At 68.9% G+C, this 26,448-nt stretch carries 21 protein-coding genes and 6 tRNA genes; 14 read left to right on the forward strand and 13 right to left on the reverse strand.

Annotation, left to right across the window (positions count from 1 at the left end):
• Window positions 1-41 precede the first annotated feature (41 nt).
• From ACPCXD_RS06760 to ACPCXD_RS06775, 4 genes are all read right to left on the reverse strand, one after another.
• On the reverse strand, window positions 42-563 hold the full coding sequence (locus ACPCXD_RS06760) for an ATP adenylyltransferase (RefSeq protein ID WP_060653306.1): 522 nt from the start codon (window positions 561-563) through the stop codon (window positions 42-44).
• A gap of 59 nt (window positions 564-622) precedes the next feature.
• Entirely contained in the window at window positions 623-2,701 is a 2,079-nt protein-coding gene (thrS, locus tag ACPCXD_RS06765; protein WP_085468071.1) for a threonine--tRNA ligase, read from the reverse strand.
• A 139-nt stretch (window positions 2,702-2,840) separates the two neighbouring features.
• Window positions 2,841-3,473 (reverse strand): DUF742 domain-containing protein, encoded by a 633-nt coding sequence (locus ACPCXD_RS06770; protein ID WP_059381311.1) that lies wholly within the window; start codon window positions 3,471-3,473, stop codon window positions 2,841-2,843.
• A 239-nt stretch (window positions 3,474-3,712) separates the two neighbouring features.
• Window positions 3,713-3,784: transfer RNA gene (locus tag ACPCXD_RS06775), tRNA-Val, on the reverse strand.
• A 410-nt stretch (window positions 3,785-4,194) separates the two neighbouring features.
• Here ACPCXD_RS06775 and ACPCXD_RS06780 point away from each other — a divergent pair.
• The 5 genes from ACPCXD_RS06780 to ACPCXD_RS06800 all read left to right on the forward strand — a co-directional run bounded on the left by ACPCXD_RS06780 (window position 4,195) and on the right by ACPCXD_RS06800 (window position 4,657).
• Window positions 4,195-4,267 (forward strand) — tRNA-Gly (locus tag ACPCXD_RS06780).
• A gap of 25 nt (window positions 4,268-4,292) precedes the next feature.
• Window positions 4,293-4,363 (forward strand) — tRNA-Cys (locus ACPCXD_RS06785).
• A 1-nt stretch (window position 4,364) separates the two neighbouring features.
• Window positions 4,365-4,439, forward strand: a tRNA-Val gene (locus tag ACPCXD_RS06790).
• A gap of 50 nt (window positions 4,440-4,489) precedes the next feature.
• A tRNA-Gly gene (locus ACPCXD_RS06795) sits at window positions 4,490-4,565 on the forward strand.
• A 20-nt stretch (window positions 4,566-4,585) separates the two neighbouring features.
• A tRNA-Val gene (locus tag ACPCXD_RS06800) sits at window positions 4,586-4,657 on the forward strand.
• Window positions 4,658-4,816: 159 nt separating this feature from the next.
• On the opposite strand, the gene ACPCXD_RS06805 is transcribed toward ACPCXD_RS06800, so the two are convergent.
• Window positions 4,817-5,311 carry an alpha-isopropylmalate synthase regulatory domain-containing protein gene (locus tag ACPCXD_RS06805; RefSeq protein WP_160876009.1) on the reverse strand — a complete coding sequence of 165 codons (495 nt, stop codon included), beginning with the start codon at window positions 5,309-5,311 and terminating at the stop codon, window positions 4,817-4,819.
• Between the two features lie 399 nt (window positions 5,312-5,710).
• On the opposite strand from ACPCXD_RS06805, the gene ACPCXD_RS06810 reads away from it, so the two are divergent.
• On the forward strand, window positions 5,711-6,262 hold the full coding sequence (locus ACPCXD_RS06810; RefSeq protein WP_229567983.1) for a GNAT family N-acetyltransferase: 552 nt from the start codon (window positions 5,711-5,713) through the stop codon (window positions 6,260-6,262).
• A 70-nt stretch (window positions 6,263-6,332) separates the two neighbouring features.
• On the opposite strand, the gene zapE is transcribed toward ACPCXD_RS06810, so the two are convergent.
• The gene (gene zapE, locus ACPCXD_RS06815) at window positions 6,333-7,346 is read right to left on the reverse strand and encodes a cell division protein ZapE (protein WP_016694441.1); all 1,014 of its coding nucleotides are present in this window, start codon (window positions 7,344-7,346) and stop codon (window positions 6,333-6,335) included.
• 165 nt (window positions 7,347-7,511) lie between these two features.
• On the opposite strand from zapE, the gene ACPCXD_RS06820 reads away from it, so the two are divergent.
• The 3 genes from ACPCXD_RS06820 to msrB all read left to right on the forward strand — a co-directional run bounded on the left by ACPCXD_RS06820 (window position 7,512) and on the right by msrB (window position 10,857).
• A complete protein-coding gene (locus tag ACPCXD_RS06820; protein WP_229567981.1) occupies window positions 7,512-9,071 on the forward strand; it encodes an alpha/beta fold hydrolase in 1,560 nt (519 codons plus the stop codon).
• Between the two features lie 64 nt (window positions 9,072-9,135).
• Complete coding sequence (locus ACPCXD_RS06825) at window positions 9,136-10,371, forward strand: glycosyltransferase family 87 protein (RefSeq protein ID WP_423659006.1); 1,236 nt, start codon at window positions 9,136-9,138, stop codon at window positions 10,369-10,371.
• 57 nt (window positions 10,372-10,428) lie between these two features.
• Window positions 10,429-10,857 carry a peptide-methionine (R)-S-oxide reductase MsrB gene (msrB, locus tag ACPCXD_RS06830; RefSeq protein ID WP_145691748.1) on the forward strand — a complete coding sequence of 143 codons (429 nt, stop codon included), beginning with the start codon at window positions 10,429-10,431 and terminating at the stop codon, window positions 10,855-10,857.
• Here msrB and ACPCXD_RS06835 read toward each other — a convergent pair.
• On the reverse strand, window positions 10,820-11,545 hold the full coding sequence (locus tag ACPCXD_RS06835) for an HAD family hydrolase (RefSeq protein WP_145691749.1): 726 nt from the start codon (window positions 11,543-11,545) through the stop codon (window positions 10,820-10,822). The two genes, msrB and ACPCXD_RS06835, sit on opposite strands and share 38 nt — an antisense overlap.
• Before the next feature lie 176 nt (window positions 11,546-11,721).
• Here ACPCXD_RS06835 and ACPCXD_RS06840 point away from each other — a divergent pair, with 176 nt between their 5' ends.
• The gene (locus tag ACPCXD_RS06840) at window positions 11,722-12,690 is read left to right on the forward strand and encodes an L-lactate dehydrogenase (protein WP_016694445.1); all 969 of its coding nucleotides are present in this window, start codon (window positions 11,722-11,724) and stop codon (window positions 12,688-12,690) included.
• A 4-nt stretch (window positions 12,691-12,694) separates the two neighbouring features.
• Here ACPCXD_RS06840 and ACPCXD_RS06845 read toward each other — a convergent pair whose 3' ends face one another.
• From ACPCXD_RS06845 to hemE, 4 genes are read right to left on the reverse strand one after another with little or no spacing between them, the layout of a single operon-like run.
• Window positions 12,695-14,980 (reverse strand): molybdopterin-dependent oxidoreductase, encoded by a 2,286-nt coding sequence (locus ACPCXD_RS06845; protein ID WP_037191405.1) that lies wholly within the window; start codon window positions 14,978-14,980, stop codon window positions 12,695-12,697.
• Window positions 14,981-15,035: 55 nt separating this feature from the next.
• Window positions 15,036-15,731, reverse strand: a complete 696-nt coding sequence (gene hemQ, locus ACPCXD_RS06850; protein WP_006551366.1) for a hydrogen peroxide-dependent heme synthase — start codon at window positions 15,729-15,731, stop codon at window positions 15,036-15,038.
• A 5-nt stretch (window positions 15,732-15,736) separates the two neighbouring features.
• Complete coding sequence (locus ACPCXD_RS06855) at window positions 15,737-17,095, reverse strand: protoporphyrinogen oxidase (protein ID WP_016694448.1); 1,359 nt, start codon at window positions 17,093-17,095, stop codon at window positions 15,737-15,739.
• Complete coding sequence (gene hemE / locus ACPCXD_RS06860; RefSeq protein WP_423659010.1) at window positions 17,092-18,189, reverse strand: uroporphyrinogen decarboxylase; 1,098 nt, start codon at window positions 18,187-18,189, stop codon at window positions 17,092-17,094. The genes ACPCXD_RS06855 and hemE overlap by 4 nt, the downstream gene beginning before the upstream one ends.
• 168 nt (window positions 18,190-18,357) lie before the next feature.
• On the opposite strand from hemE, the gene ACPCXD_RS06865 reads away from it, so the two are divergent.
• The 3 genes from ACPCXD_RS06865 (at window position 18,358) to ACPCXD_RS06875 (ending at window position 21,768) form a co-directional block, all read left to right on the forward strand.
• Window positions 18,358-18,933, forward strand: a complete 576-nt coding sequence (locus ACPCXD_RS06865) for a DUF3000 domain-containing protein (protein WP_026061620.1) — start codon at window positions 18,358-18,360, stop codon at window positions 18,931-18,933.
• A gap of 50 nt (window positions 18,934-18,983) precedes the next feature.
• On the forward strand, window positions 18,984-20,396 hold the full coding sequence (locus ACPCXD_RS06870) for a WS/DGAT/MGAT family O-acyltransferase (protein WP_423659012.1): 1,413 nt from the start codon (window positions 18,984-18,986) through the stop codon (window positions 20,394-20,396).
• Window positions 20,397-20,514: 118 nt separating this feature from the next.
• The gene (locus ACPCXD_RS06875; RefSeq protein WP_423659014.1) at window positions 20,515-21,768 is read left to right on the forward strand and encodes an HRDC domain-containing protein; all 1,254 of its coding nucleotides are present in this window, start codon (window positions 20,515-20,517) and stop codon (window positions 21,766-21,768) included.
• Between the two features lie 48 nt (window positions 21,769-21,816).
• Here ACPCXD_RS06875 and ACPCXD_RS06880 read toward each other — a convergent pair whose 3' ends face one another.
• Complete coding sequence (locus ACPCXD_RS06880; protein WP_160875997.1) at window positions 21,817-22,617, reverse strand: oxygenase MpaB family protein; 801 nt, start codon at window positions 22,615-22,617, stop codon at window positions 21,817-21,819.
• A 287-nt stretch (window positions 22,618-22,904) separates the two neighbouring features.
• Between ACPCXD_RS06880 and ACPCXD_RS06885 the strand changes: the two genes are divergently transcribed.
• The gene (locus ACPCXD_RS06885) at window positions 22,905-24,302 is read left to right on the forward strand and encodes a sugar porter family MFS transporter (protein WP_145691752.1); all 1,398 of its coding nucleotides are present in this window, start codon (window positions 22,905-22,907) and stop codon (window positions 24,300-24,302) included.
• 75 nt (window positions 24,303-24,377) lie between these two features.
• Here the strand turns inward: ACPCXD_RS06885 and dxs are convergent, their stop codons facing one another.
• Entirely contained in the window at window positions 24,378-26,321 is a 1,944-nt protein-coding gene (dxs, locus tag ACPCXD_RS06890; RefSeq protein ID WP_423659016.1) for a 1-deoxy-D-xylulose-5-phosphate synthase, read from the reverse strand.
• Window positions 26,322-26,448: the final 127 nt, after the last annotated feature.

Raw genomic sequence — 26,448 nt, forward strand, 5'->3', positions numbered from 1 at the left:
CACGGCCGTGCGCTGCGATCGCGACGACTCGGGGAGGGCTGTCACTCGTCCCATGCCGAGGCGAGCAGTGCACGGGTGTCGCGCAGCAGCTGCACCATGACCTTCGACCCACCGAGGACGGTGATGAAGTTGGCGTCGCCGCCCCAGCGCGGCACGACGTGCAGGTGGAGATGCTCGGCCAGCGAGCCTCCCGCCGCGGCACCGAGGTTGAGGCCGACGTTGAAACCGTGCGGACGCGAGACGCGCTTGATGACGCGGAGCGCCCGCTGCGCGAACTGCATGAGTTCGGCGCTCTCCTCGGGCGTCAGGTCCTCGAGGTTGGCCACCCGGCGATACGGTACGACCATCAGATGACCCGGGTTGTACGGGTACAGGTTGAGCACCGCGTACACCAGTTCGCCGCGTGCGACGACGAGGCCCTCCTCGTCGGACATCTTGGGGATGTCGGTGAAGGGCTCGTACGGCTCGTCGCGACCCCGCGGGGACTCGGTGATGTACGACATGCGATGGGGCGACCACAGGCGCTGCAGGTGGTCGGACTCCCCCACGCCGCGGTCGACCATCGAGGCGGGACTGTCGTCGGTCGCTGGGATGTCGGCGGGCCCCGGGGTACGGTCGCCCGTCACGACGGGCTGCCTTCCCCGCCGGAACCGACGAGTTCGGCGGTGGGCGAGGCGTTCTCGCGGCGGCGGACCCACTCGGTGACGATTCGCACGGCCTCGTCGACGGGCACGCCGTTGACCTGCGTGCCGTCGCGGAAGCGGAAGCTGACCGCGCCGGCCGCGACGTCGCGCTCGCCGGCGAGCAGCATGAACGGCACCTTCTGCGTGGTGTGGGTGCGGATCTTCTTCTGCATGCGGTCGTCGGAGACGTCGACCTCGGCGCGGATCCCCTGCGCCTTCAGCTTGCCGACGACGTCGAACAGGTGGCCCTCGAAGTCGGCGGCCACGGGGATGCCCACGACCTGCACGGGCGAGAGCCACGCGGGGAAGGCACCGGCGTAGTGCTCGGTGAGCACACCGAAGAACCGTTCGATGGAACCGAACAGGGCGCGGTGGATCATGACGGGGCGGTGCTTGGCACCGTCGGCGCCGGTGTACTCGAGCTCGAACCGCTCGGGCAGGTTGAAGTCGAGCTGGATCGTCGACATCTGCCAGCTGCGGCCGAGCGCGTCCTTGACCTGCACCGAGATCTTCGGGCCGTAGAAGGCGGCCCCGCCCGGGTCGGGCACGAGGTTCAGGCCGGAGGCCTCACCGACCTCCCGCAGCGTCTCGGTCGCGACGTCCCACAGCTCGTCGCTGCCGACGAACTTCTTGGGGTTCTTCGTCGACAGTTCGAGGTAGTAGTCGTCGAGCCCGTAGTCCTTGAGCAGGTCGAGGATGAAGTTCAGGACGCTGGTGAGCTCGTCGCGCATCTGCTCGGGGGTGCAGAAGATGTGCGCGTCGTCCTGCGTCATGCCGCGCACGCGAGTCAGGCCGTGGACGACACCGGACTTCTCGTAGCGGTAGACCGAACCGAACTCGAACATGCGCAGCGGCAGTTCGCGGTAGGAGCGCCCGCGCGACCGGAAGATCAGGTCGTGCATCGGGCAGTTCATGGGCTTGAGGTAGTAGTCCTGGCCCGGCTTGCGGACGGTGCCGTCCTCGTTGAGCTCCTCGTCGATGTGCATCGCGGGGAACATGCCGTCGCGGTACCAGTCGAGGTGACCGGAGACCTCGTACAGCTGACCCTTGGTGATGTGCGGCGAGTACACGAACTCGTAGCCGGCCTCGACGTGCCGCTGGCGCGAGTAGTTCTCCATCTCCTGGCGGATGATGCCGCCCTTGGGATGGAAGACGGGCAGACCCGAACCGAGCTCGTCGGGGAACGAGAACAGGTCAAGCTCGTTGCCGAGCTTGCGGTGGTCGCGGCGTTCGGCCTCGGCGAGGAGTTCGAGGTGCGCGTCGAGCGCCTCCGTGGACTCCCAGGCTGTGCCGTAGATGCGCTGCAGGCCGGCGTTGTCCTGGTCGCCGCGCCAGTAGGCCGCGGAGCTGCGCGTGAGCTTGAAGGCCGGGATGAACTTGGTGGTGGGCACATGCGGGCCGCGGCACAGGTCCTTCCAGACGAGCTCACCCGTGCGCGGGTTGAGGTTGTCGTAGATGGTCAGTTCCTTGCCGCCGACCTCCATCACCTCGGGGTCCGGCTCGAAGTCACTGCTTCCTGCCTTGTCGTCGATGAGTTCGAGCTTGAACGGCTCGTCCTTCAGTTCCTCGCGGGCGTCCTCGAGGCTGTCGACGACGCGACGCGAGAAGCGCTGGGCGTCCTTGACGATCTTCTTCATCCGCTTCTCGAGCTTCGCGAGATCCTCGGGCGTGAAGGGACGCTCGACCTGGAAGTCGTAGTAGAAGCCGTCGCGGATCGGCGGGCCGATGCCGAGCTTGGCCTCCGGGAACTCCTGCTGCACGGCCTGCGCGAGCACGTGGGCGGCCGAGTGGCGGATGACGCTGCGGCCGTCGTCGGTGTCGGCGCCGACGGCCTCGACCTCGACGTCCGCTTCGGGCGTCCAGGACAGGTCGCGCAGCGCGCCTTCGGAGTCGCGGACGACCACGATCGTCTCGGGTCCCTTGGTGGGCAGACCCGCGTCACGGACCGCCGCGCCCGCAGTGGTCCCCGCGGGCACCCGGACGATCGTGGCTGGTTTCGCGGATGCGGGCGTGGTCACTGTGACGGACTCCTCGGCTCGATGCCTGATACGTGGTCGTCGCCGGGCACGTGCTGCGGTCGACGACCGCGAGCACACGGCAACTTCCTCATGCTATCGACATCCGCGCGGACCGCGAACACAGGGAGCCGTGAAGTCCTCAGAGGTGGTTGAGACCCGTCAGTACCCGTTCGAGCAGTTCGACGTTCGGTCCCACCTTGTCGGCGGTGCGGTGCACGGTGATCTCGCCGGTCGCCGCGAGATCGCCGACGAGCACGCGGGCGACACCGAGCGGGATCTGCGCGAGGGCCGCGATCTCCATGATCGATCTCGGCTGGGCGCACAACGCCAGCACGAGGCGATGCTCGTCCATCGCCGGACCGGACTCACTGCCCATCGCGGAGGGGACGGCCGACACGAGCACTTCGAGAGGCAACTCCACCTCGGCTCGGGTGCGTCCCCCGCTCCGTACGAACGGGCGCACGAACGACGACGTCTCTGGCTGGTTCATGTCCTCGATTCCCACACTGGTCCCGGTGCCCGCATTCCGGCCGGCCGCCTGCGCTGCTCCGACCGACTGCGCTCTGTCGACCGGTTGCGCTGTGTCGACCGGTTGCGCTGCGGGCCGGTACACCTCGGCTGCCGTGACCTCGTCCACGACGGGGCCCGGCTCGCGGTGATTCCGTACCGGCACGGCGTGATCCGCCGGCCGCCGACGCCGACGGGACCGACCGGATCCGAATCTCGCTCCGGTCGCCCCCACGACCGGCCATTCGCTGTCCGCAACGCTCATCCGGACGTGTCCTCCTCGACGACCACGATCCTGCCATCACTATGCGCACTTCGGCCACAAGCACCACAGCTGTGCCCACACGACACGCGTGGTCGAGCCCGATGGGGCCGTTGCGGTTCGAAGGAAACAAGCGCTCGCGGGCGACCCGCCCGACCGGGCGCCACGCACGCTCAACGATTTCATCAAGGTACGAAAAAAGGCACCCCTGCGGGGGTGCCTTTCGTCACTGTCGATCTCGGTGGTCCCGGCTGGGATCGAACCAGCGACCTCCCCGGTGTGAACGGGACGCTCTTCCACTGAGCCACGGGACCGGGCCGCTTCGCAGCGGCTCGAACGAGATGGAACACTAACACGCTCCCGCCACGAACACGAATCGCCTGGTCGTAGCGTTTCGATGCGATGTTCCGTGCAGCGCGTCCGGGCGCTGCACGCGCGCGCACGCGGGCGGGCAGGAGTCGGCACCCGGAGCGGCACGCCCCTCCGCCCGGGAGGCCCCGGAGGGCGCGACCGCCGGCGGGATCGACCCGAGCAGGAGACGCGAGATCGGCCCCGAAGCCGAATTCGGAAGCCTGATTCGACACCTCTCATGGGGTCATCGAGCCGTCACGTTCGCGAAATCTGCCGGTTTTCCGCCGTTGACCTGCGGATTTGTGTGTTTCGTAGATGCTCGGCTACTGTTTTGAACCGCACCACGGAGAGCAAGACGCCGAACGGTGCGAATGCGGATGTAGCGCAGCTGGTAGCGCATCACCTTGCCAAGGTGAGGGTCGCGGGTTCGAATCCCGTCATCCGCTCGAGAGGTTGGACTCGACCTTTTACGGTGGAGTGGCCGAGTGGTGAGGCAACGGCCTGCAAAGCCGTGCACACGGGTTCGATTCCCGTCTCCACCTCGCGCGATTAGCTCAGCGGGAGAGCGCTTCCCTGACACGGAAGAGGTCACTGGTTCAATCCCAGTATCGCGCACCAGGTTCGACCAGCACGTGGGTCGAACCGGTTCACCGAAACAACGTGCACATGCGGATGTAGCGCAGCTGGTAGCGCATCACCTTGCCAAGGTGAGGGTCGCGGGTTCGAATCCCGTCATCCGCTCCACTCCGGCGATCACCATGCCGGCGCGATTAGCTCAGCGGGAGAGCGCTTCCCTGACACGGAAGAGGTCACTGGTTCAATCCCAGTATCGCGCACAGAAGATGAAGGCCCCCTTCGATTTTCGAAGGGGGCCTTCATTCGTTCGTGGAGACGCATTCGTTCGTGGAGCCGGCCGATCGTCCGGGTCACCACGGTGAGAGATCCGACTGCGGGTGGTCCGGTGCGAAGGCACTCCCCCGCACCGGACCGGCGCGTCACGCGCCGAGCTTGTTGATCCCCGCGATCATCGCCCGCAGCGACGACTCGTTGCCGGTCTCGCCCGTGCCCATCACCCAGGTCGTGCGCTCGCCGGAACGGCACAACAGGAAGGTCGCGGACATCCCACCGAGGTCGTGGCGGTGGAACGACAGGATCTCGATGTTCAGCCCGAGGTCGTACAGCATCGCAGTCATTGCGGCGATCGGCCCGCAGGTCGTGGCGGATGCCGTGTGGATCGTGTCGCCGATCGCGATCGTCGCCTCGAAGGCGCTGCGCCCCGCACCCAGGGCCGTCGCGGTCCAGCCACCGAGGCGGACCGGGCCGTGCTGGGCACCGTAGGTGGATTCGAACTCCGTCCAGCTCATGCCGGAGGCTTCCTCGCGCAGTCCGCGAGGAAGGGCACGCCCGTAGCGGGCGAAGAACGGATCGGCATCAGGAGTGCCGAAAGGGAACATCGGAGCAGAACCGGAGAAGGAGGTGAAGGCGTTCATCGTTCGTAGTGGTCTTCCACGAGAAGGGAGGACCGACGCGTAGCTCAACGACCCGCAGCGAGGGGTCGGTCCGAATCAGACCCCGCTACGGCGGTGAACTACGAGTACGCGCTTCATAGCCGCGACGGTACAACGCACCGACATTTCGTGCAAGTCGTATACACGGGACCGTGTGACGGAACCGTGACCAGTGCGGCTGGAACCTGAGGTATCCCTCATGTAGCGTGGATGTTGCCATCCCCCCGATGGTGTCGAACCCCAGCCATGACCCCCCATCCAAGGCTGGGGTTCAGCCATATCCGGACCCTTTTCCGCCTCACGTCCGGCTCGTGTCTCCGTCTCGCATCGACACGCGGGGCACCTGCAGGATCGTCCCGTCCGAGTGCTTCACTGGTGTGCATGTCCATGCCACCACTCGAAGAAGCGGTCTCCGTCGACGAGGCAGGCATCTGGGATGCCGAGGCGATCGCCCAGGTCGCCGCCGCGACCTTCCCGCTCGCCTGCCCTCCGGACGCCGCCGAGGACGACATCGCCGACTTCATCGAGCGCACTCTCAGCGCGGAGAAGTTCGCCGAGTACCTGTCCTCCCCCGAACGCATCGTTCTCGAGGCGCGCGCGGGTGAGGAGATCGTCGGCTATCTGATGGCAGTGGACGCCGCTCCCGAGGATCCGGCGATCGATGCGATGCTCACGGCACGGCCGGCGATCGAGATCAGCAAGCTGTACGTGATGCCGGGTCACCACGGTTCCGGGGTGTCCGCGGCGCTCATGGACGCGATCGTCGCGCGGGCCCGCACGCTCGGGCGGGCGGGCCTGTGGCTCGGCGTCAACCAGGAGAACACCCGCGCCCGGCGCTTCTACGAGAAGCAGGGCTTCGAGGTGGTGGGCACGCGCACGTTCGTCGTGGGCGCGCAGACGCACGACGATTTCGTCATGCAGCGCACCCTCTGAACGAAACTCCCGGCAGTGAGCCGGTGATGGGATGAGGACGACCCGGCGCGCACGAGCGCCGGGCATGCGATCAGCCCGCGGCGACCTCGAAGCGGGACAGCGCCAGGAGACGGGACGTCGCGCGCAGGTACTTCTTGCGGTAACCGCCGGCGAGCATCTCGGGCGTGAAGATCTCGTCGAGCTTGGCGCCGGAGACCGTCACGGGGATGCTCGCGTCGTACATGCGGTCGGCGAGGACCACCAGACGCAGGGCGACAGACTGGTCCTTCGCCGGGTGCACGCCCTCGAGGAAGACCGCGGGGACACCCTCGACGAGCTTGCCGTAACGCGAGGGGTGCAGCGTGCTCAAGTGCGCGCACAGCTCGTCGAAGTCGTCGAGCGTGGCGCCCGGGATCGCTTCGGCGCGCTCGGCGAGCTCGGCCGAGTCGACCGGATCGGGTGCGGGCGGCAGGTCGCGGTGACGGTAGTCGGGGCCGTCGACGCGGATGGTCTCGAAGATCGACGCGAGCTTCTTGATCTCGCGCAGGAAGTCCTGTGCCGCGAACCGTCCCTCACCCAGCTGGCCGGGGAGCGTGTTGGAGGTCGCGACGATCGAGACGCCACGGGCCGACAGTTCGGTCAGCAGACGCGAGACGAGCATGGTGTCGCCCGGATCGTCGAGTTCGAACTCGTCGATGCACAGCACGCTGTGGCTCGACAGCTCCTCGACGGCCTTGTTGAACCCGAGGGCGCCGACGACGTGGGTGAGCTCGACGAACGTGCCGAAGGCCTTGGGGGCGGGTGCGCTGTGGAAGATCGAGGCGAGCAGGTGGGTCTTGCCCACACCGAAGCCGCCGTCGAGGTAGAGGCCGGCACCCTGCGGCTGGGAGCGGCGGCCGAACAGGCCGCGCTTGCCGCCGCGGATCTTCCCGATCTTGCCGACGAACTCTGCCGCGGTCTTCACCGCAGCCGCCTGACTCGGCTCGTTCGGATCCGGGATGTACGACTCGAAGCTCACCTCGTCGAACATCGCGGGGGGCACCATCTGCGCCACCAACTGGTCTGCAGGCACCACCGGATTGCGGTCGACGAGACGTTCGTGCATTAGCCCAGGGTACGACCGCACCATGCTCGGATCCTCACTCGAATCCGGATTGCGACCTACTTCACACGGCGTTCACCTCGGCGTCATGCACTGGGAGGACACTTCGGATCGGCCGCTCCACCACCGGTTGCACGCGTCCGCCGGTGAACCTGGCAGGCTGTGCGCATGCGCAGATCGGGAGTGATCGCCGCGATGTTGATCACGGTTGCCGCGGCGTCGACCGCGTGCGGAGCAGGACCGTCGATACGTCCCGACGTCGCCGTGGTGCGCGACGATCCCGGTGTCGCCGTCGACAGGACCCCGCAGGACGAGACCGAGGTGCCCGACCTCCCGGTGCCGTCGGCCGAACCGGCGTGGCGGAACTGCACCGACGAGACACTCTCCTCGTTCGACGCACTGCCCGGCCCTCAGGGCCTGGTTCTCGAGTGCGCGGAGGTCGTCGCCCCGATCGATGCGGCCGGCACCGTGACGGGCACCTTCCCGCTGGCGGTCATGCGGGCACGACTGCCCGATACCCCCACCGACGTGGCGCCGCTGGTTCTCACGACCGGCGCCGACATCGCGTCCTCGCGTGCACTGACCGGCATGGCGACCGGTCCGATGTCCGGTGCACTGGCGATGCGCCCGATCGTCGCGGTGGATCGGCGCGGAATCGGCAACTCGCTCGCGATCGACTGCATCTTCCCCGCGGACCGTCGTGGTCTCGGCGATCTCGGGCAATTCGGCCGCACCGGCGATGCACCCGAACGTGTCGCCGATCTGGGCCGACAGGCGACCGTCTCGTGCACCGACTACCTGCAGCCCCAGCAGCTGATGTTCGGCGCATCGCACGCCGCCGACGACATCGAGCGCCTCCGCCAGGCGTGGGGCGTGGACCGGATCGGCCTCCTCGGCGTGGGGAACGGTGCGACGGTCGCGCTCGCCTACGCCGCCGCCTATCCGGGCGCGGTCGGCCGCCTGGTCCTCGACTCCCCCGCCGCGGCCACCGCCGACGCCGAGCTCATGGCCGAGTCGCAGGCCCGCGGGGCAGAGGCCGCCGTCGATGCCTTCACGCGGCAGTGCATCGCCCTCGACTGCGCCCTGGGCGACGATCCCCGCGCGGCGATCGAGGATCTGCACGAGCAGGCCACCGAGGGTGACCTCGCGCCGGTCTCGGCCAACTCGTTCCTCACGGCGCTGACGGGTGTCCTCGGCACGCCGCGCGGCGATCTGCAGGGCCGCGTCCGTGAGGTGGCGGACGTCCTCGCGGCGGCACGGGACGGCGATGTCATGCCGCTCATCGAACTGGTCGGCGCGGCCGAGGAGAGGCTCTCGACGGACGGTCAGTTCGTCGCCCGGTGCAGCGACGGACAGCGGTGGCCGACCCCGACCCATGCGGGCGATCTCGCCCGGAGCTGGTCGACCCTGTATCCGCTCTACGGCGCGGACCTTGCGACGGGCCTGACGGCATGTGCGGCGTGGCCGAGCCTGCCTCCCCCGCCGCTGCCGGCTGCGCTCGACGTGCCCGTGCTCGTCTCCTCGGGGGCCGCGGACCCGGTCGTGGGCAATGCCGGCGTGGAGTCGGTGACCGGTGTGCTCACCGCGGGCGGTATCGCCTGGGCGTCACTGTCGTGGCAGGGCGCCGGTTATTCGGCAGTCCTGCACTCGGGTTGCGTGCAGGCCCGGGTGGAGGCCTATCTGTCCGAGGGGGAACTTCCGCCCAACGGGAGCCTGTGCCCCGCGTGAACCTTCCCGGCACGGGGTCAGGGCGTGTGCACGGGTCCGCAGGCCCGCGGTGTACCGTGCCGTAGTGTTCCTCAGAAGTCTCGAACCCCGGACCGCACGCACGACCGCCGAGGTGGTCAAGGCTGTGGTGTGGCCCCTTGCCGTACTGACGGTTCTGCACCGGGTCGTGATCAAAGCGGTCAACGGGTTCCGGACGGACGACTTCACCCCGGTCTACAACGCGGCGCTGGCCTTCCTCAACCGCCGGCCGGTGTACACCGCCGAGTTCCAGTGGGTCGATCCCCACTATCTCTACCCACCTTCCGGCACGCTGCTGATCGCCCCGATCGCGGTGATCGACCCCGAACGGTCGCGGTGGTTGTTCATCCTCGCCAATGCGATCGCGATCCTCGTCGCGCTGTACCTGCTGCTGCGCATGTTCGGTCTGCGGCTCGACTCGCCGATCGCGCCGGTGCTGGTCTTCGCCGCGTTCGCCTCCGAGACGGTGACGAACACGCTCGTCTTCACGAACATCAACGGTCTCGTCCTGCTCGGCGAGATCGCCTTCCTGACGCTGCTGCTCAAACGCCGTGATCTGTGGGCGGGAGCTGCGCTCGGCCTGACCTTCGCCGTCAAACCGATCCTCGCGCCCCTGCTGTTCCTGCCACTCGTGCGCGGACAGTGGAAGGTCTTCATCACCGCCGCGGGCGTCCCGATCGCGCTGACGATCATCGCGTGGCCCCTGTCGGTCGACGCGTGGCAGTTCGTCGAACACACCGTGCCGTACCTGCTCGAGTCCCGCGACTACTTCAACAGCGCGATCGTCGGCAACGGCATGTACTACGGGCTCCCGACCTGGCTGGTCTTCGGCCTGCGGGCGGTGCTCGCGGTGATGGTCGCGGTCTCGGTGTGGCTGCTCTACCGCTACTGCCGCCACGACGAGGTGTTCTTCGTGTGCACCGCCGGCGGTGTGTTGCTCGCGGCCTCGTTCCTGCTCGGATCGCTCGGCCAGATGTACTACTCGATGATGCTGTTCCCGCTGCTGATGACGGTGCTGCTGCCTAATTCCGTGATGCGGAACTGGCCCGCCTGGCTCGCCGTCTACGGCTTCCTGAGCTACGACTCGTGGCTGTCGAGCCGATGGGTGGAGGCCGGGCGCGCGGCGGAGTACATGAAGACCACCTTCGGCTGGTCGCTGCTGCTCATCGTCGTCTTCGCCGTCCTGCTCGACCGCTACCTCGCCGCGAAGCGGGAAGGACGCCTGGCGGACGGTATCGAGCCGTCGCACCTGCTCGAGGAGAAACAGCCGGCACGGACGTGACCCGCTGCTTCCGGTGCAGACGTGACGCGTGCGCCGACCGCGGTTAGCGTGGAGATCATGACGTCTGCTCCTCGATCCGAACCCGCACCCAAGGTCGTCCACACCGACGAGGAATGGCGCGCGAAGCTCACTCCCGCCGAATTCGCCGTGTTGCGGCAGGCCGGCACCGAGCGCCCCTTCGTCGGCGAGTACACCGACACCGAGACCGAGGGCATCTACGAATGCCGCGCGTGCGGTGCCGAACTGTTCCGCAGCACCGAGAAGTTCCACTCCCACTGCGGGTGGCCGTCGTTCTTCGACCCCGCCGACTCCGACTCCGTGATCCTGCGCGAGGACAACTCGCTCGGCATGCGGCGCATCGAGGTGGTGTGCGCGACGTGCCACAGCCATCTCGGGCACGTCTTCGAGGGCGAGGGTTACCCGACGCCCACCGACAAGCGGTACTGCATCAACTCGATCTCCCTGCGCCTGGTTCCGTCGGAGTGATCCCGGCCGCGGCCAGCACGGTCCACAGCGCGTCGTGCCGTTCGGCGGTCGGTGCCGGTTCGACGAGTTCGAACGCGCATCCGATCGACCGGGCGGCACCGTCCGCTTTCTCGCTGTCGCCGATCATCAACGTGCGCTGCGGGTCGACGCCCAGTGCGTCGACTGCGTAGCGGAAGATCTCCGGCTCGGGCTTGACGGCGCCCACCTCGAAGGAGAGCGCGAACACCGACACCAGGTCGTCGATACCGAGGCGCGCGAAGGCCGGCCGCAGATCGAAGGCGATGTTGCTCACCACGCCGACCGCGATGCCGTCGCCGGCGAGTGCCTCGACGACGGGGACGGTGTCCGGATAGACGGTCCAGCAGTCGGGGTCGGTCACCTTCTCGTAGAGCGCCTGTGCCTGCTCGGGATCGGCCACGCCGGACTTGCGCAGCACCGTCAGGTAGGCCTCACGGTGCCAGCGCGGCTCTCGGTCGCGGTTGGTCCACGCGTGGTGCTCGTCGGCGTCCATCTCGACGGGCTGCCCGACGGGTTGCGTCAGCCGCCGCATGAGTTCGGCCTGCCGGTGCACGTCGAAGGGTCTGCCCTCGTGGTCGGTGACGTCCGCGAGCCAGCTCTCGTCCTCCTCGAGCCGGAAGAGGGTGCCGGAGAAGTCGAACAGGACGGCATCGAAGGGGGTCTCGGCCATGTCCCGAGGCTAACGGCTGCGGGACAGTGGCAGGTCGGCTCGGGTAGATCTCCTCGAGCAGTCGCATCGCCGCCCTCGCGGCGGGCCGGCCGCCCGCAGGGAATGCCCTGATACGGACCGAATCATGTGGCCCGAGGTCACCGACCGAGCGGCCGGTATACGCCACAATTCCTCGCATGAGCGAGACGGGTACGAGAATCCGGCGACACACGAAACTGTCCGTCGTCGGTGCCGGAAGCGTCGGCACCGCGGTGGCGTACGCATGTCTGCTCCGGGGGTCGGCAGACGCGATCGCGCTGTACGACACGAATACCGCGAAGGTGCGCGCGGAGGTCCTCGACCTGAACCACGGCACCCAGTTCGCGCCGTCGTGCCGGATCGAGGGCAGCGACGACATCGCCGTCACCGCCGGTTCCGATCTGATCGTCGTGACCGCGGGGGCCAAGCAGCATCCCGGCCAGTCGCGCCTGGATCTCGCGGCCGCGAACGTCGCCCTGGCACGGGACCTGACTCCCGGTCTGCTGTCCGTCTCCCCCGAGGCGGTGATCGTCTTCGTCAGCAATCCGGTCGACATCGTCACCCGCGCCGCGATCGCGGCGACCGGCATCGCGGACGGCCGGATCTTCGGGTCGGGCACGGTGCTCGATTCCGGCCGGCTGCGGTACCTGCTCGCCCACCGCGCCGACGTCGCGGTCGAGAACGTCCACGCGTTCGTCGTCGGGGAACACGGCGACTCGGAGGTCGCCCTGTGGTCGAGTGCGACGATCGGCGGTGTGCCGGTGGAGTCCTTCGCCGTCGACGGACGCCCGGTCTTCGGTCCGGACACCCGCGCCGAACTCTTCGAGGAGGTCGTGCGCAGCGCCTACGAGATCATCCGCGGCAAGGGCGCCACGAATCTCGCGATCGGACTGTCGAGTGCCCGCATCGTGGAGGCCGTGCTGCGGAACCAGCGCCGGGTACTCGCGGTGTCGACGCTGCAGACCGGGCGGCAGGGCCTGCAGGACGTCTGCCTCTCGCTTCCCACCGTCGTCGACGCGCGCGGCGCGCACACCGTGCTCGACGTGCCGCTGTCGCCGGAGGAGGAAGCGGGGCTGGCCGCCTCGGCAGCCACCCTGCGTGAGGTCCAGGCGTCCCTCGGCCTGTGACCGCTCAGCGCTGCCGGACGACCGGCGGATCGTAGGCCCGGATGGGCGGCAGCTCGCCGTCGAACCGCTCGACGTCGACGAGCACGTGCTGCCCCGTACAGCCGTGGGACAGCGACGACGTGCCGACGTCGGGGGTGAGCACGTTCGCGTTCCCGTGCACGCACATCGATCCGGGATCGGACGGATCCAGCGGGTCGTACCACGCTCCCGTCGCGAGCTGGACGACGTTCGGCAACAGGCCGTCGTCGAGGACCACCCCGGCGAGGCACGAACCACGATCGTTGAAGACGCGGACGATGTCGCCGGCCTCCAGACCTCGCGCGGCCGCGTCGTCGGGACGCATCCGGATCGGTTCGCGGCCACGGATCTTCGACGCCTGACTCACCGAACCGTGATCGAGCTGCCCGTGTAGGCGGGTGGCCGGCTGGTTGGCGATCAGGTGCAGCGGGAACCGCTCGACCCGCGAGGAGCCGAGCCATTCGTCGGGTTCGTACCAGGTGGGATGTCCGGCGCAGTCGTCGTATCCGAACGAGTCGATGTCGGCGGAGAAGATCTCGAGCCGTCCGCTGGGGGTCCGCAGCGGACTCGCCTCGGGGTCGGACCGGAAGTCCTCGAACAGCGTCAGATCGTCCTCGGTCCGCATCCGGACCGGTCCGCCGAACCAGAAGTCGTCGAAGGGCGGTGGGTCCTCGATCCGGCGGTCGTCGGCGAGGACGAACCCGCGCCACTGCTCGTAGAGGTGCTCGAGCCACTGCCGCGAGGTCCGGCCGTCGGTGAACTTCTCGCCGAAACCGAGACGGTGGGCGAGATCGGTGAAGGTGTCGTAGTCGTCGCGGGCGTCGGCGAACCGCGGGACGGCGGCCTGCATCGCGACGAGCAGCGGATCGTTGCGCGTGCACGTCAGATCGTCGCGTTCGAGCGCCGTCGTCGACGGCACGACGATGTCGGCATGCTTGGCCATCGGCGTCCAGTACGGGTCGTGGACGACGATCGTGTCGGGTCGCTGCAGGGCACGCCGCAGCCGGCCGATGTCCTGGTGGTGGTGGAAGGGGTTGCCGCCCGCCCAGTACACGAGCCGGATGTCGGGGAAGGTCAGGCGTTGCCCGTCGTAGTCGAACTGCTCCCCCGGCCGCAGCAGCAGGTCGGAGATCGCGGCGACGGGGATGAAGTCCTCGACGTCGTTGTTGCCCTGGAAGAGGGTGGGCAGCGGATACGGGACGGGCGCGAGGCCGGGTTCGTTCATCGAACCGTAGCCGTGGCCGAAACCGCCTCCGGGAACGCCGAGTTGGCCGAGCATCGCGGCGAGGGTCACGCCTGCCCAGGGCGCCTGCTCGCCGTGCCGCACGCGTTGCAGCGACCACGTGACCGACACCAGGGTGCGGCCTCGGGCCATGCGCCGCGCGAGGTCGACGAGGGTACCGGCCGGGATGCCCGACAGTCCGGCGGCCCACTCGGGGGTCTTGGGGACGCCGTCGGTGCGGCCGAGCAGATACTCCTCGAAGCGGTCGTAGCCGGTGCAGTAGCGGTCGAGGAACTCGCGGTCGGCGAGGCCTTCGGTGGCCAGGACGTAGCCGAGGGCGAGCATGATCGCGACGTCGGTGCCCGGCCGGGGCGCGAGCCACTCGTGCTCACCGTGCACGTCGCTGCGGATCGGGCTGAACGAGACGATCCGTCCGCCGCGGGCCCGCATCCGGTCGAGGGCGTCGCGGGTGGGGTGATCGCTCGTGCCGCCGTCGTTGACGGCGGTGTTCTTGAGCGGGATCCCGCCGAAGCACACCATCAGATCGGTCTCGCGGGCGATGACCTCCCAGGAGGTCGAGCGCGCGAACAGTTTCCAGTGGGTGCCCACCACATGCGGCATGATCACGCCGGTTGCGCCGAGCGAGTAGGAGTGCACCGAGCGGGTGTAGCCGCCGAACATCTTCAGGAAGCGGTGCACCTGGCTCTGGGCGTGGTGGAACCGGCCGGGTGCGGACCAGCCGTAGGAGCCACCGAAGATCGCCCGGTTGCCGTGCCGGTCCTTCACACGCTGCAGTTCGCCCGCGAGGATCTCGGTGAGTTCGTCCCACGAGACGGCGACGAACTCGTCGTCGCCGCGTCGTGAGCTCGGTCCCGGTCCGTTCTCGAGCCAGCCGCGGCGCACGGCCGGGCCGGCGATGCGAGCACGGTGCCGCACCGATCCGGGGATGTTCCCCAGGATCGGTGAGGGGTCGCGGTCCCCGGCGTAGGGGCGCACGGCGACGACCTCGCCGTCGCGTGCCTGCGCCGAGAACATCCCCCAGTGCGCCATCTGGGAGAACAGACGACCTTCTCCCTCGGGTGGCACCGCGCTCGTCGAGGTCACGTCAGGGCAGCGACGCGACGAGGGCTTCGACGTCGACCCGCGGTCCGGTGAAGAACGGGGTCTCCTCGCGGACGTGCAGGCGCGCGTCGGTGGCCCGCAGGTCGCGCATGAGGTCGACGATGCGGTGCAGCTCCGGCGCCTCGAAGGCGAGGATCCACTCGTAGTCGCCGAGCGCGAAGGCCGGAACGGTGTTGGCGCGGACGTCGGGGTAGCCGCGGGCCGCCATACCGTGGTCGGCGAGCATCTTGCGACGCTGCTCGTCGGGCAGCAGGTACCACTCGTAGGACCGCACGAAGGGGTACACGCAGACGTAGTTGCCCGGTTCCTCCCCCGCGATGAAGGCGGGCAGGTGGCTCTTGTTGAACTCCGCGGGCCGGTGCAGTGCGGTGTTCGACCAGACCGGGGTGCTCGCGCGGCCGAGGATCGTGGTGCGCCGGAAGTCGGCGTACAACTTCTGCAGATCCTCGATGTGCTCGGCGTGCGTCCAGATCATGAAGTCGGCGTCGGCGCGGGTGCCGGCCACGTCGTAGATACCGCGCACGATCACGTCGGTGTCGTCGAAGCGGGCGAAGAACGCCTTCGCGTCCTCGATCGCCGCGGTGCGGTCGTCGCCGAGGACGCCGGGCCGGACCTGGAAGACCGACCACATCGCGTAACGGAGTGTGGAATTGAGCTTGTCGTAGTCGAGACGTGCCATGACGTTCATCCTTCCATTCGTGCAGCCAGGCGTGCGGCCGCGGCCGTGCCTGTTGCGACACATGCGGGTACGCCCACACCGTGCAGCATCGCGCCGGCGACCTCGAGTCCGTCGATCCCTGCGATCTCGGCCTCGAAGGCGGCGACGATCTCGCCGTGGTGTTCGCGGTACTGCGGCAGCCCGCCGTGCCACCGCTGCACGAAGGCGGCCACCGGTTCGGCGTCGACTCCGGTGACGGTCGCGAGATCCGCGCGGGCCAGCGCGATCAGATCGGCCTCGGACGCGTCGACGAGCGCGTCGTCGCCGAACCGTCCGAACGACGCGCGGGCGAGCGCGACGGGTCGTTCGGCGAGGTGGGGCCATTTGCGGCTCGACAGCGTGAAGGCCTTCGCCGACAGGTCCTCCCCCGTCGCGACGAGGATTCCGGAGTTCTGCGGCAGGCCGGCGTCGTGCGGCAACGCGAGCGCGACCACCACCGACGAGGCGAGCGGGATCTGCGCGGCGCACTGCGCGGCGGATCTCACGCTGTCGGCGAGCAGCCGGGCGGCGTCCGGGGCGGGCACGGCGAGCACCACACCGTCGACCTCGCCGAGCGGGTCGACCGACCACCGGCCGGCGCTGCGCTTCAGTCCGGATGCCGCCGTGCCGTAGAGGAACTCGGCGTCGGCCTCGCGGACGAGGGCCTCGATCAGCACGCCGTAGCCCTCGCGCAGCGTCCCGAAGACCGGGGCGTCCGTCTTCGGGGGCAGGGCGCGGGCGACGGCCTCGCTCAGGCTCGTCGCGCCGGCGTCGAGCGCCGCCGCGAGCGTCGGGACGGTGGCGCGGACACCCGCGGTGTCGGACAGCCCCGAGTACACCCCGCCGAGCAGCGGGTCGACGCTGCGCCGCACCACCTGCTCACCGAAGCGTGCTCGGACGAGATCCGCGACGGAGACGTCGGAGTCCCGGTCCCAGTGGAACGGCACGGTGGGTTCGGCGGCGATGCGTGCCAGGGTCTCGTCGTCGACGAGTCCTTCGACGGACTGCGCGGATGCGGGGATGCCCATCAGCGTGCCCGCCGGCAGCGGATGCAGTCGCGCGTCGGCGTACAGGAGGGGACGGGCCGCCGAGGGGTGGACGACGTGGTCGCTCAGGCCGAGTTCCTCGACGAGCGCGAGCACCTCGGGTCGGCGTGCGATGAACGCCTCGGCACCGACGTCGACCGGGTCGCCCGCGAGCGGGACCGTGCGCAGCTTGCCGCCGAGCCGCGTCGACCGTTCGAGCACGACGATCCGCGCGGCGGCGCCGAGCGAACGACGCAGCCGGTACGCGGCGACGAGCCCGCTGATCCCACCGCCGACGACCGCGACCGTCGGCGGGGTCACAGCGAATGCACCAGCTCGACCACTCGGGTGATGACGTCGGGATCGGTGTCGGGCAGGACACCGTGACCGAGGTTGAAGATGTGTCCGACAGCGCCGGCCTCGAGAGCACGGTCGGCCTCGGCGACGATGCGGCGCACCTCGCGTTCGACGACCTCCCGGCCCGCGAACAGGATCGCGGGGTCGAGGTTGCCCTGCAGGGCCTTGCCCGGGCCGACGCGGGTCGCGGCGACGTCGAGCGGGATGCGCCAGTCGACGCCCACCACGTCGGCGCCCGCCTCACCCATGGCGCCGAGGAGCTCACCGGTGCCGACACCGAAGTGGATGCGCGGCACCCCTGCACCGGCGATCTCGGCGAAGACACGCTCGGAGTGCGGCAGGACGTACTCGCGGTAGTCCGCGAGAGAGAGGGCACCGGCCCACGAGTCGAAGAGCTGGACGGCGTCGACACCGGCACCGATCTGCGCGCGGAGGAAGGCGATGGCGACATCGGTGAGCTTGCCGAGGAGGGCGTGCCAGGTCTTCGGGTCGGCGTGCATGAGCGCCTTGGTGCGCTCGTGGTTGCGGCTCGGGCCGCCTTCGACGAGATAGGAGGCCAAGGTGAAGGGCGCGCCTGCGAACCCGATGAGCGGGGTGTCTCCGAGCTCGCGGGTCAGCAACCCGACCGCGCGGGCGACCGCTCCGACCTCCTCGGCCTCGAGGGTCGGCAGCGCGGTGACGTCGGCGGCGGTGCGGACGGGGTTCGCGACGACCGGGCCCGTGCCGGCGACGATGTCGAGGTCGATCCCGGCGGCCTTGAGCGGGACGACGATGTCGGAGAACAGGATGGCGGCGTCGACCTTGTGCCGCCGCACAGGCTGCATCGTGATCTCGCAGACCAGTTCGGGGTCGAAGCACGATTCGAGCATGCCGATGCCGGCCCGGATCTCCCGGTACTCGGGCAGGGAGCGGCCGGCCTGGCGCATGAACCACACGGGCCGGTGGGCCGGCTTCTCACCGCGCGCGGCCGACAGCAGGGGCGCATGGGGCAGGATCCTCCGCGCGGGGTACTCCGCGGGCACCGCAGATCCGACGTTCGTGTTCTCCAAGCCGGTCATCGATCCTCGTTCTTCGGGCACTGCGCGCCGTCGCGCAGGGCAGCGTCTGCCGGGTCGCACACAGGACGTGTGGTCCGGACCCGCTGCCCATGCTGCCACGCCCGTGCCGTTCGCCGGAATCGGCGCGCCTCCCGCGTGCGATGCGTCACCGGCACTAACCTCCGCTCGGTGACCACCTCGCCCGCCGAGCCGGCCCGCTTCCGTTCCGCAGTCGATGCGATGAACGCGGCCACCGTGCGCCCGGAGATCGAGGTCGGGCCGATCCGACCCCCGCAACGGCTCGCCCCCTACAGCTACGCACTGGGCGCCGAGGTCCTGCACGACGAGACGGACCGGGTGCCCGAGCAGTCCGAGGGCGACGCGTTCGGCCGCCTCATCCTTCTCTACGACCCCGACGGCGACGAGGCATGGCACGGGACCACCCGGCTCGTCTCGTACATCCAGGCCGACGTCGACGAGAGCCTGGCAGCGGACTCGCTGCTGCCGGAGGTCGCGTGGAGTTGGCTCGTCGACGCCCTCGCCGCGCACGGTGAACCGCTCACGGCGCTCGGCGGCACGGTGACGGCGACGACCTCCGTACGGTTCGGGGACATCGCGGGCCCGGGACGCGCCCACCAACTGGAACTGCGCGCGTCGTGGACTCCGCAGTCCGACATGCTGACCCCGCACGTGGAGGCGTTCTGCGACGTCCTCGCATATGCCGCGGGTCTGCCTCCGGCGGGGGTCGCGCGACTCCAGCGGTGAAAACCGGCGCAATCCGACCGGATTTCTAGAACCTGTTCTATTCTTGGTTCATGCAGCGTCTCAGCGGGCTCGATGCCGGTTTCCTCTATCTCGAGACCCCCAGTCAGCACCTCCACATCTGCGGGCTGATCGTGCTGGATCCGTCCACCGTCCCGGGTGGCTACGACTACGTGAGCCTGCGCAACGAACTCGAAGCACGCCTCACCGCCGTACCCCAGTTCCGGATGAAGCTCGCCGACAGCAGATTCAACCTCGACCATCCGGTCTGGGTCGACGACCACGACTTCGACCTCGACCGGCACGTCCACCACGTCGGCGTGCCCGCCCCGGGCGGCCGGACCGAGCTCGCGGACCTGTGCGGCCACATCGCCGCACAACCGCTGGATCGCTCGCGGCCGCTGTGGGAGATGTGGTTCGTCGGCGGCCTCGACGACGGCAGGATTGCGGTCATCGCGAAGATGCACCACGCCGGGGTGGACGGGGTCTCCGGTGCCGCACTCATCGCGCAGCTGTGCAGCCTCGACCCGGCCGAGCCCCGGCCCGAACCGGTCCAGTGGGGTGCCGGCGACGCGAACGACCTCGCCATCGCGATCGCCGGAGCCCTCAACGTCGCCCGCCGGCCTCTCCACCTGCTGCGAATCCTCCCCGGCGCGGTCACATCGCTGACCTCGTGGATCGCGCGCGCCCGCCGCGGCGACGCCATGCCCGCGCCGTTCACGGCGCCGCGCACCCCGTTCAACTCCACCATCACCGGACACCGCAACGTCGGCTTCGCCGAGTTGAACCTCGACGACGTGAAACTGGTGAAGAACGTCTTCGGCGTCACCGTCAACGACGTGGTGATGGCCGTGTGCTCCGGTGCGCTGCGCCGATATCTGGAGCGGCGCGGCGAGCTGCCCGACTCCCCGCTTATCGGGATGATCCCGGTCTCGGTCCACGGCAGGTCGGATCGCCCGGGACGCAACCAGGTCTCGGCGATGTTCGCCGACCTCCACACCCACATCGCCGACCCCGCCGAGCGGCTGCGGACCCTCGCGGAAGCGAACGCGGTGGCCAAGGAGCACAACGCCGATCTCGGCGCGAACCTGCTGCAGGACTGGTCGCAGTTCCTCGGCGCGGCGGTCTTCGCCCCCGCGATGCGCGCCTACGCCGGACTCCGACTCGCCGACCGGCACCCGGTGATCCACAACCTCGTGATCTCCAACGTGCCCGGACCGCCCGTCCCGCTGTACTTCCTGGGTGCGCGCATGACGGCGATGTACCCCTTCGGCCCGATCTTCCACGGCGCCGCGCTCAACGTGACGGTGCTCTCCCTCGACGGCAGGCTCGACATCGGCCTGATCTCGTGTCCCGATCTCGTCCCCGACCTGTGGGAACTCGTCGACGACTTCTCCCCCGCCCTCGAGGACCTCATCCTCGCGGCGGGTGCGGAAAGCGACGACATCGTCTCCCAGGAGGGGTGACGCGGTACCCCGGAGGGGGTTCGCGTGGCGTCGAGCGGGTCCGTGTGTGTCCCGCCGATCGGACGTTCCGGACAGGAACGGAATTGCGCACGGGGACGACACCGCTAGAGTCACGCCCATGCCGGCACAGAACGACGAGGACGAGCAGAAGAGCACGAGCGTGACGACGGTGCCGCTCCTCGAACCGCGCGACGGCGTCCCGGAGGTCGTCACCACGGCGCGCGGGGTCACCGAGGCCGCAGCGATGCTGGCGCAGGGACACGGCCCGCTCGCCGTCGACGCCGAACGCGCGTCGGGCTACCGCTACTCCGCGCGCGCCTATCTCGTCCAGCTCCGCCGTGAGGGCGCCGGCACGGTGCTGCTCGACCCCATTCCGACACGGGACGACCTTGCTCCCCTGGCCGAGGTGATCAACGACCTCGAATGGGTCCTGCACTCCGCCGACCAGGATCTCCCCGGCCTGGCCGAACTCGGACTCCGCCCGGCGAAGTTGTACGACACCGAACTCGCCGGTCGCCTCGCCGGATTCCCCCGCGTCGGTCTCGCTGCGATCGTGGCCGAGACCCTCGGCCTCGAGCTGCGCAAAGGCCATGGTGCGGCTGACTGGTCGACGCGGCCGCTTCCCGACTCGTGGCTCAACTACGCCGCGCTCGACGTCGAACCGCTCGTGGAACTCCGCGACGCGATAGCGAGCGAACTCGAGCGACAGAACAAGACCGAGTGGGCCGCTCAGGAATTCGAGCACATCCGGCTCGCGGGGCCGCCCGCTCCGAAGCCCGATCGGTGGCGCCGCACGTCCAAGATCCACGCGATCAAGGACCGACGCCGCCTGGCGATCGTCCGGGAACTGTGGACCACCCGCGACGAGATCGCTGCGCGGCGCGACATCGCGCCGGGGCGCATCCTTCCCGACTCCGCGATCATCGCCGCCGCGGAGGCGAATCCCACGACCGTCGAACAGCTGCAGAAGCTTCCGGTCTTCGGCGGTCCGCGGCAGCGGCGTTCCTCCCGCGCGTGGCTCAACGCGATCGAGCGGGCCCGTGCACTGCCGGAGGACCGGCTCCCACCCCTCACGCCGCCGCTGACCGGGCCTCCGCCTGCCGGCCGGTGGTCGCGCCACCACCCCGAACAGGCCGCACGTCTCGCCCTCGCGCGCGGCGAACTCGCCGCTCTGAGCGAGGAAGTCGCCGTTCCGGTCGAGAACCTGGTCAGTCCCGAACTCGTTCGGCGCCTGTGCTGGGACTGGGACGTCTCCGAGGGGGGCGACGTCGAGGAGTACATCGACGGCCGCTTCGCCGAGGGCGGGGCACGTCCGTGGCAGCGCGCGTTGACCGTGCCGCGACTCGCGAAGGCCCTGACGGCGGAGAACTGATCTCCGCCGCCTCTGCCGCATGCTGTCTCTTTCCGGCGCTGCCGCGTCCTAGGCAGCGACGTGCGCGGGCACCGCGGCGAACCTCTTACGCGCGTCGCGCAGGACCAGCTTCTTGGGCAGGTGGCGCGCCGCCGCGGGCAGCGCCCGGTAGGCGGGCACCGCGATCCGCATGAGGCGGTCGAACCATCGCTGGTGGGCCTCGGTCCATGTGAAGCCGTAGGCCTCACGGATACGGGGATCGAGCATGCCCAGGGTGAAGAACCTGTTGAGCGCCATCGCCGGCCGGACGACGATCGGCAGGTCGCCACCGGAGAGCAAGGCGCGTGCGTAGGAACGAACGGTCTCGTCGATCTCGAGATCGTCGACGACACTGTGCCAGTAGGCATCGAACGCGTCGAGGTCCGCGGGCCACATCTCCTCAGGTACCTGCAACGACGTGCCGTAGACCGCGAACTCGCGGTACAGCCGTTCGGCCTCGGCCCGGTCGAGGCGGCCGAAGAACCGCTCGTACACGTCGCGGCCGCCGTGGAACATCACCGCGGCGATCCACAACTGGAGCTTCGGATCGAAGGCGTTGTATCCGTCGGAGCGAACCGGTGCGTGGGCGCGGTTGACGAAACGCACCACCCTGCGCCGTTCCTCGGCGTCGCCGAACGCCACGAGGAAGATGTACGCGCTCGTGTTCCGGAAGCGTGTGACGGGATCGATGAGCGCCGTGCTGTGTTCCACCACCCCGTGCCCCACCGGAGGCAGAGCGATCTCCATGAGGAACCTCCGAGGTGAGGTCAGCAGGAACGCCGCTTCACCCACCACACCCTGTACCGTCGCATCCGGTCGTCGCCGAGTCATGGAACGCGACTGTATTCCCAGATCACACAGTGTCAAGCGGAGGTCCTCACCGGATGGGAAGGTCGCAGGCAGAGCAACGACGCGGAGAGAATATTTCTTAACTTCTTGCCCGCTCTGAGGCGTCGCCACACTCCGTCGATGCCCCGTTCGAAGTCCGCCCTGTGGGCGAGTTCTCGCCGGAAACGTCGAGTCGGCCGTTCACCCCGGCGTAATGTTCCACTGAAGAAAACACACTGTGTCCAGCCCTTTTCCCGCCCTCGCGGCCAGTCCGATCCAGGAGTTCCTCGGTGACCCAACCATCGACCGCACACGCCGCGAAAGTCATCGCCGTGACCGTCGCGGCGGCCGTGGGCGGTTTCCTGTTCGGCTTCGACAGCTCGGTCATCAACGGCGCCGTCGACTCCATCCAGGACAACTTCGCGCTCAGTTCGTTCGTGACCGGTTTCGCCGTCGCCATCGCCCTGCTCGGCTGTGCCGTCGGGGCATGGTTTGCCGGACGCCTCGCCGACAGTTGGGGCCGCAAGCGGGTGATGCTCCTCGGCTCCGCCCTGTTCGTCATCTCGTCGATCGGGTCCGGCCTGGCCTTCAGTGTTCCCGATCTCATGCTGTGGCGTGTGCTCGGCGGCCTCGGCATCGGTATCGCCTCGGTCATCGCCCCGACCTACATCTCCGAGATCGCACCCGCTCGCTACCGCGGCGCCCTCGCATCACTGCAGCAGCTCGCCATCACTCTCGGCATCTTCGCGGCCCTGCTGTCCGACGCGGTGCTGCAGAACGCCGCCGGTGGAGCGTCGAACGAGCTGTGGTGGAATCTCGAGGCCTGGCGTTGGATGTTCCTCGTCGGCGTCGCGCCCGCCGTCCTCTACGGCGTACTGGCGCTGACGATCCCGGAGTCCCCCCGTTATCTCGTCGGCAAGGACATGGACGAGGAGGCTGCGGCCGTCCTGGCCAACGTCACGGGCGAACTCCGGCCCGACGAGCGTGTCCGCGAGATCCGGCTGACGCTGCGACGCGAGTCGAAGGCGTCCTTCGGCGACATCCGCGGCCCGGTCTTCGGTCTGCAGCCGCTGGTGTGGGTCGGCATCACGATGGCCGTCTTCCAGCAGTTCGTCGGTATCAACGCGATCTTCTACTACTCGACGACCCTGTGGAAGTCGGTGGGCTTCACCGAGAACCAGTCGTTCACGACGTCGGTGATCACGGCCGTGATCAACGTGCTCATGACGTTCGTCGCGATCCTGTTCGTCGACAAGATCGGCCGCCGTCCGCTGTTGATGACCGGTTCGATCGGCATGTTCGTCAGCCTGCTGCTCGCCGCCATCGCCTTCTCGCAGGCGGTCGGCAGCGGTGAGGATGTCGAACTTCCGGCACCGTGGGGTGCGCTCGCCCTCGTCGGCGCGAACGCCTTCGTGATCTTCTTCGCCGCCACCTGGGGTCCGATCATGTGGGTGATGCTCGGCGAGATGTTCCCGAACCGCATGCGCGCGGTGGCCCTCGGTATCAGCACCGCGGCGAACTGGGTCGCGAATTTCACGGTGACACTGGCGTTCCCGCCGCTGACCTCCGCGGTCGGGCTGTGGTTCCTGTACGGACTGTTCGCGTTCTTCGCCCTGCTGTCGTTCTTCTTCGTCAAGACGAAGATCCCCGAGACCAAGGGCATGGAACTCGAGGAGATGCAGACCTAGTCGATACGGACGCGAGGGGCGGTATCCGGTGGTCCGGATACCGCCCCTCGCGTCTGTATGAGCGCGTCGGCCGACTCAGCCCGCTTCGCGATCGGACTGTTCCACCGCCGACGGTCGCGACCGCTCCTCGGCTTCGCTGTCGAGGCCGGCGACCCAGCCGGTGACCTGACGCGCCACGTCCTGGGCCGTCAGACCGAGTTCGGCGTGGATCTCGTTGCGGGAGGCGTGATCGAGGAACTTCTGCGGCACCCCGAGATCGCGCGTGGGCACGTCGACGTCGTTGCGGCGCAGCGCGGCGGAGACCGCCGAGCCGACACCACCGTGGAGGCCGCTGTCCTCGATCGTGACGACGATCCGGAAGCCGCGTGCGAGGTCGACCACCGCGTCGGGCACGGGGAACACCCATCGCGGGTCGACGACCGCAGCGTCGATGCCCTGCTTGGAGAGACGATCGGCGACGTCGAGTGCGAGACCGGCGAAGGCGCCGACCGCGACGATCAGTGCGTCGCCGCGCCGCGACGACGGCATCCGCAGCACGTCGACCGTGCCGTCGAGACGCTCGATCGCCGGGATGTCTTCTCCCACCGAGCCTTTGGGGAAACGGAGGACGGTCGGGCCGTCGGAGACGTCGAGCGACTCACCGAGTTCCTCGCGCAGCGTCGCCCCGTCGCGTGGAGCGGCGACCCGGATGCCGGGGACGATGCCCAGCAGGGACAGATCCCACATGCCGTTGTGGCTGGCGCCGTCGGAGCCCGTCACACCCGCACGGTCGAGCACCACGGTGACCGGCTGCTTCAGCAGCGCGACGTCCATGAGCAGCTGGTCGAACGCCCGGTTGAGGAAGGTCGAGTAGACGGCGACGACGGGATGCATCCCGCCGAGCGCGAGACCTGCCGCCGAGGTCACCGCGTGCTGTTCGGCGATGCCGACGTCGAAGGTGCGATCGGGGAACCGTTCGCCGAACTTGGCGAGGCCGGTCGGCCCGGGCATCGCGGCGGTGATGGCCACGACGTCCTCCCGCTTCTCCCCCAGCGCGATGAGTTCGTCGGAGAAGACCGACGTCCAGTCGGGGGCGGAGGCGGACTTCGCGCGACCCGTGCGCGGATCCATCACGCCCGTGGCGTGCATCTGATCGGCGAGGTGGTTCTCGGCGGGCGCGTAGCCGGCTCCCTTGCGGGTGACGGCGTGGACCAGGACGGGGCCGCCGTACGCCTTCGCGCGACGCAGAGCCGATTCCATCGCCTGCTCGTCGTGCCCGTCGACCGGGCCGAGATATTTGATGCCCAGATCCGTGAAGAGCACCTGCGGGCTGACCGCGTCCTTCACACCGGACTTCATGCCGTGCAGCACCGAGTAGGCCGCCGAGCCGATCCAGGGGATCCGCTTGACGATGCGCCGACTGTTGTCGAGCACCTTCTCGTAGCCGGGCTTGAGGCGCAGCGCCGCGAGGTGCTCGGCGAGACCGCCGATCGTGGGGGCGTAGGAGCGGCCGTTGTCGTTGACGACGATCACCATCGAGCGGTTCTGCCCGGCGGCGATGTTGTTGAGCGCCTCCCAGCACATACCACCGGTCAGCGCGCCGTCGCCCACCACGGCCACCACGGTCCGATCGGACTGTCCGGACAGCGAATAGGCCTTGGCGAGTCCGTCGGCGTACGACAGGGCCGCCGAGGCGTGCGACGACTCGATCCAGTCGTGTTCGCTCTCCGCGCGGCACGGGTAGCCGGACAACCCGCCCTTCTGCCGGAGACTGTCGAACTCGTCGCGACGACCGGTGAGGATCTTGTGGACGTAGGCCTGGTGACCGGTGTCGAAGAGGATCGGATCGCGTGGCGAATCGAACACCCGGTGCAGAGCGATGGTCAGCTCGACGACGCCGAGATTGGGCCCGAGGTGACCGCCGGTCGCCGCGACCTTCTCGACCAGGAATTCCCGGATCTCCCCCGCGAGCTCGGTGAGCTCCACAGGGGAGAGTCGACGCAGATCGTCGGGCGACTGGATGCGGGACAGAACACCCAACTGGAACAGCTCCCTCCGGCTCGTGGCTCACGCTCGTCGCGCGAGTGATTTCCTCAGTCTACGGAGCGCGGGAACGGAGCGTCTCCCGCCACCGCCTCGCTTCCGCGTGATCTCCTGGTCACCGGCG

The organism is Rhodococcus sp. AB351 (assembly GCF_049538275.1).
Classification (GTDB): Bacteria; Actinomycetota; Actinomycetes; order Mycobacteriales; family Mycobacteriaceae; genus Rhodococcus.

Excerpts from the sequence above, each read along its gene's own strand:
- msrB (WP_145691748.1), top strand. The coding sequence starts at position 10,429 with ATGACGTCTGCTCCTCGATCCGAACCCGCACCCAAGGTCGTCCACACC.
- ACPCXD_RS06805 (WP_160876009.1), bottom strand. The coding sequence starts at position 5,311 with ATGAACGCCTTCACCTCCTTCTCCGGTTCTGCTCCGATGTTCCCTTTC.
- ACPCXD_RS06820 (WP_229567981.1), top strand. The coding sequence starts at position 7,512 with ATGCGCAGATCGGGAGTGATCGCCGCGATGTTGATCACGGTTGCCGCG.
- hemQ (WP_006551366.1), bottom strand. The coding sequence starts at position 15,731 with ATGGCACGTCTCGACTACGACAAGCTCAATTCCACACTCCGTTACGCG.
- ACPCXD_RS06760 (WP_060653306.1), bottom strand. The coding sequence starts at position 563 with ATGGTCGACCGCGGCGTGGGGGAGTCCGACCACCTGCAGCGCCTGTGG.
- ACPCXD_RS06880 (WP_160875997.1), bottom strand. The coding sequence starts at position 22,617 with ATGACTCGGCGACGACCGGATGCGACGGTACAGGGTGTGGTGGGTGAA.
- ACPCXD_RS06845 (WP_037191405.1), bottom strand. The coding sequence starts at position 14,980 with ATGGCGCACTGGGGGATGTTCTCGGCGCAGGCACGCGACGGCGAGGTC.
- hemE (WP_423659010.1), bottom strand. The coding sequence starts at position 18,189 with ATGACCGGCTTGGAGAACACGAACGTCGGATCTGCGGTGCCCGCGGAG.
- ACPCXD_RS06870 (WP_423659012.1), top strand. The coding sequence starts at position 18,984 with ATGCAGCGTCTCAGCGGGCTCGATGCCGGTTTCCTCTATCTCGAGACC.
- ACPCXD_RS06835 (WP_145691749.1), bottom strand. The coding sequence starts at position 11,545 with ATGGCCGAGACCCCCTTCGATGCCGTCCTGTTCGACTTCTCCGGCACC.
- ACPCXD_RS06810 (WP_229567983.1), top strand. The coding sequence starts at position 5,711 with ATGTCCATGCCACCACTCGAAGAAGCGGTCTCCGTCGACGAGGCAGGC.
- zapE (WP_016694441.1), bottom strand. The coding sequence starts at position 7,346 with ATGCACGAACGTCTCGTCGACCGCAATCCGGTGGTGCCTGCAGACCAG.
- ACPCXD_RS06770 (WP_059381311.1), bottom strand. The coding sequence starts at position 3,473 with ATGAGCGTTGCGGACAGCGAATGGCCGGTCGTGGGGGCGACCGGAGCG.
- ACPCXD_RS06875 (WP_423659014.1), top strand. The coding sequence starts at position 20,515 with ATGCCGGCACAGAACGACGAGGACGAGCAGAAGAGCACGAGCGTGACG.
- ACPCXD_RS06840 (WP_016694445.1), top strand. The coding sequence starts at position 11,722 with ATGAGCGAGACGGGTACGAGAATCCGGCGACACACGAAACTGTCCGTC.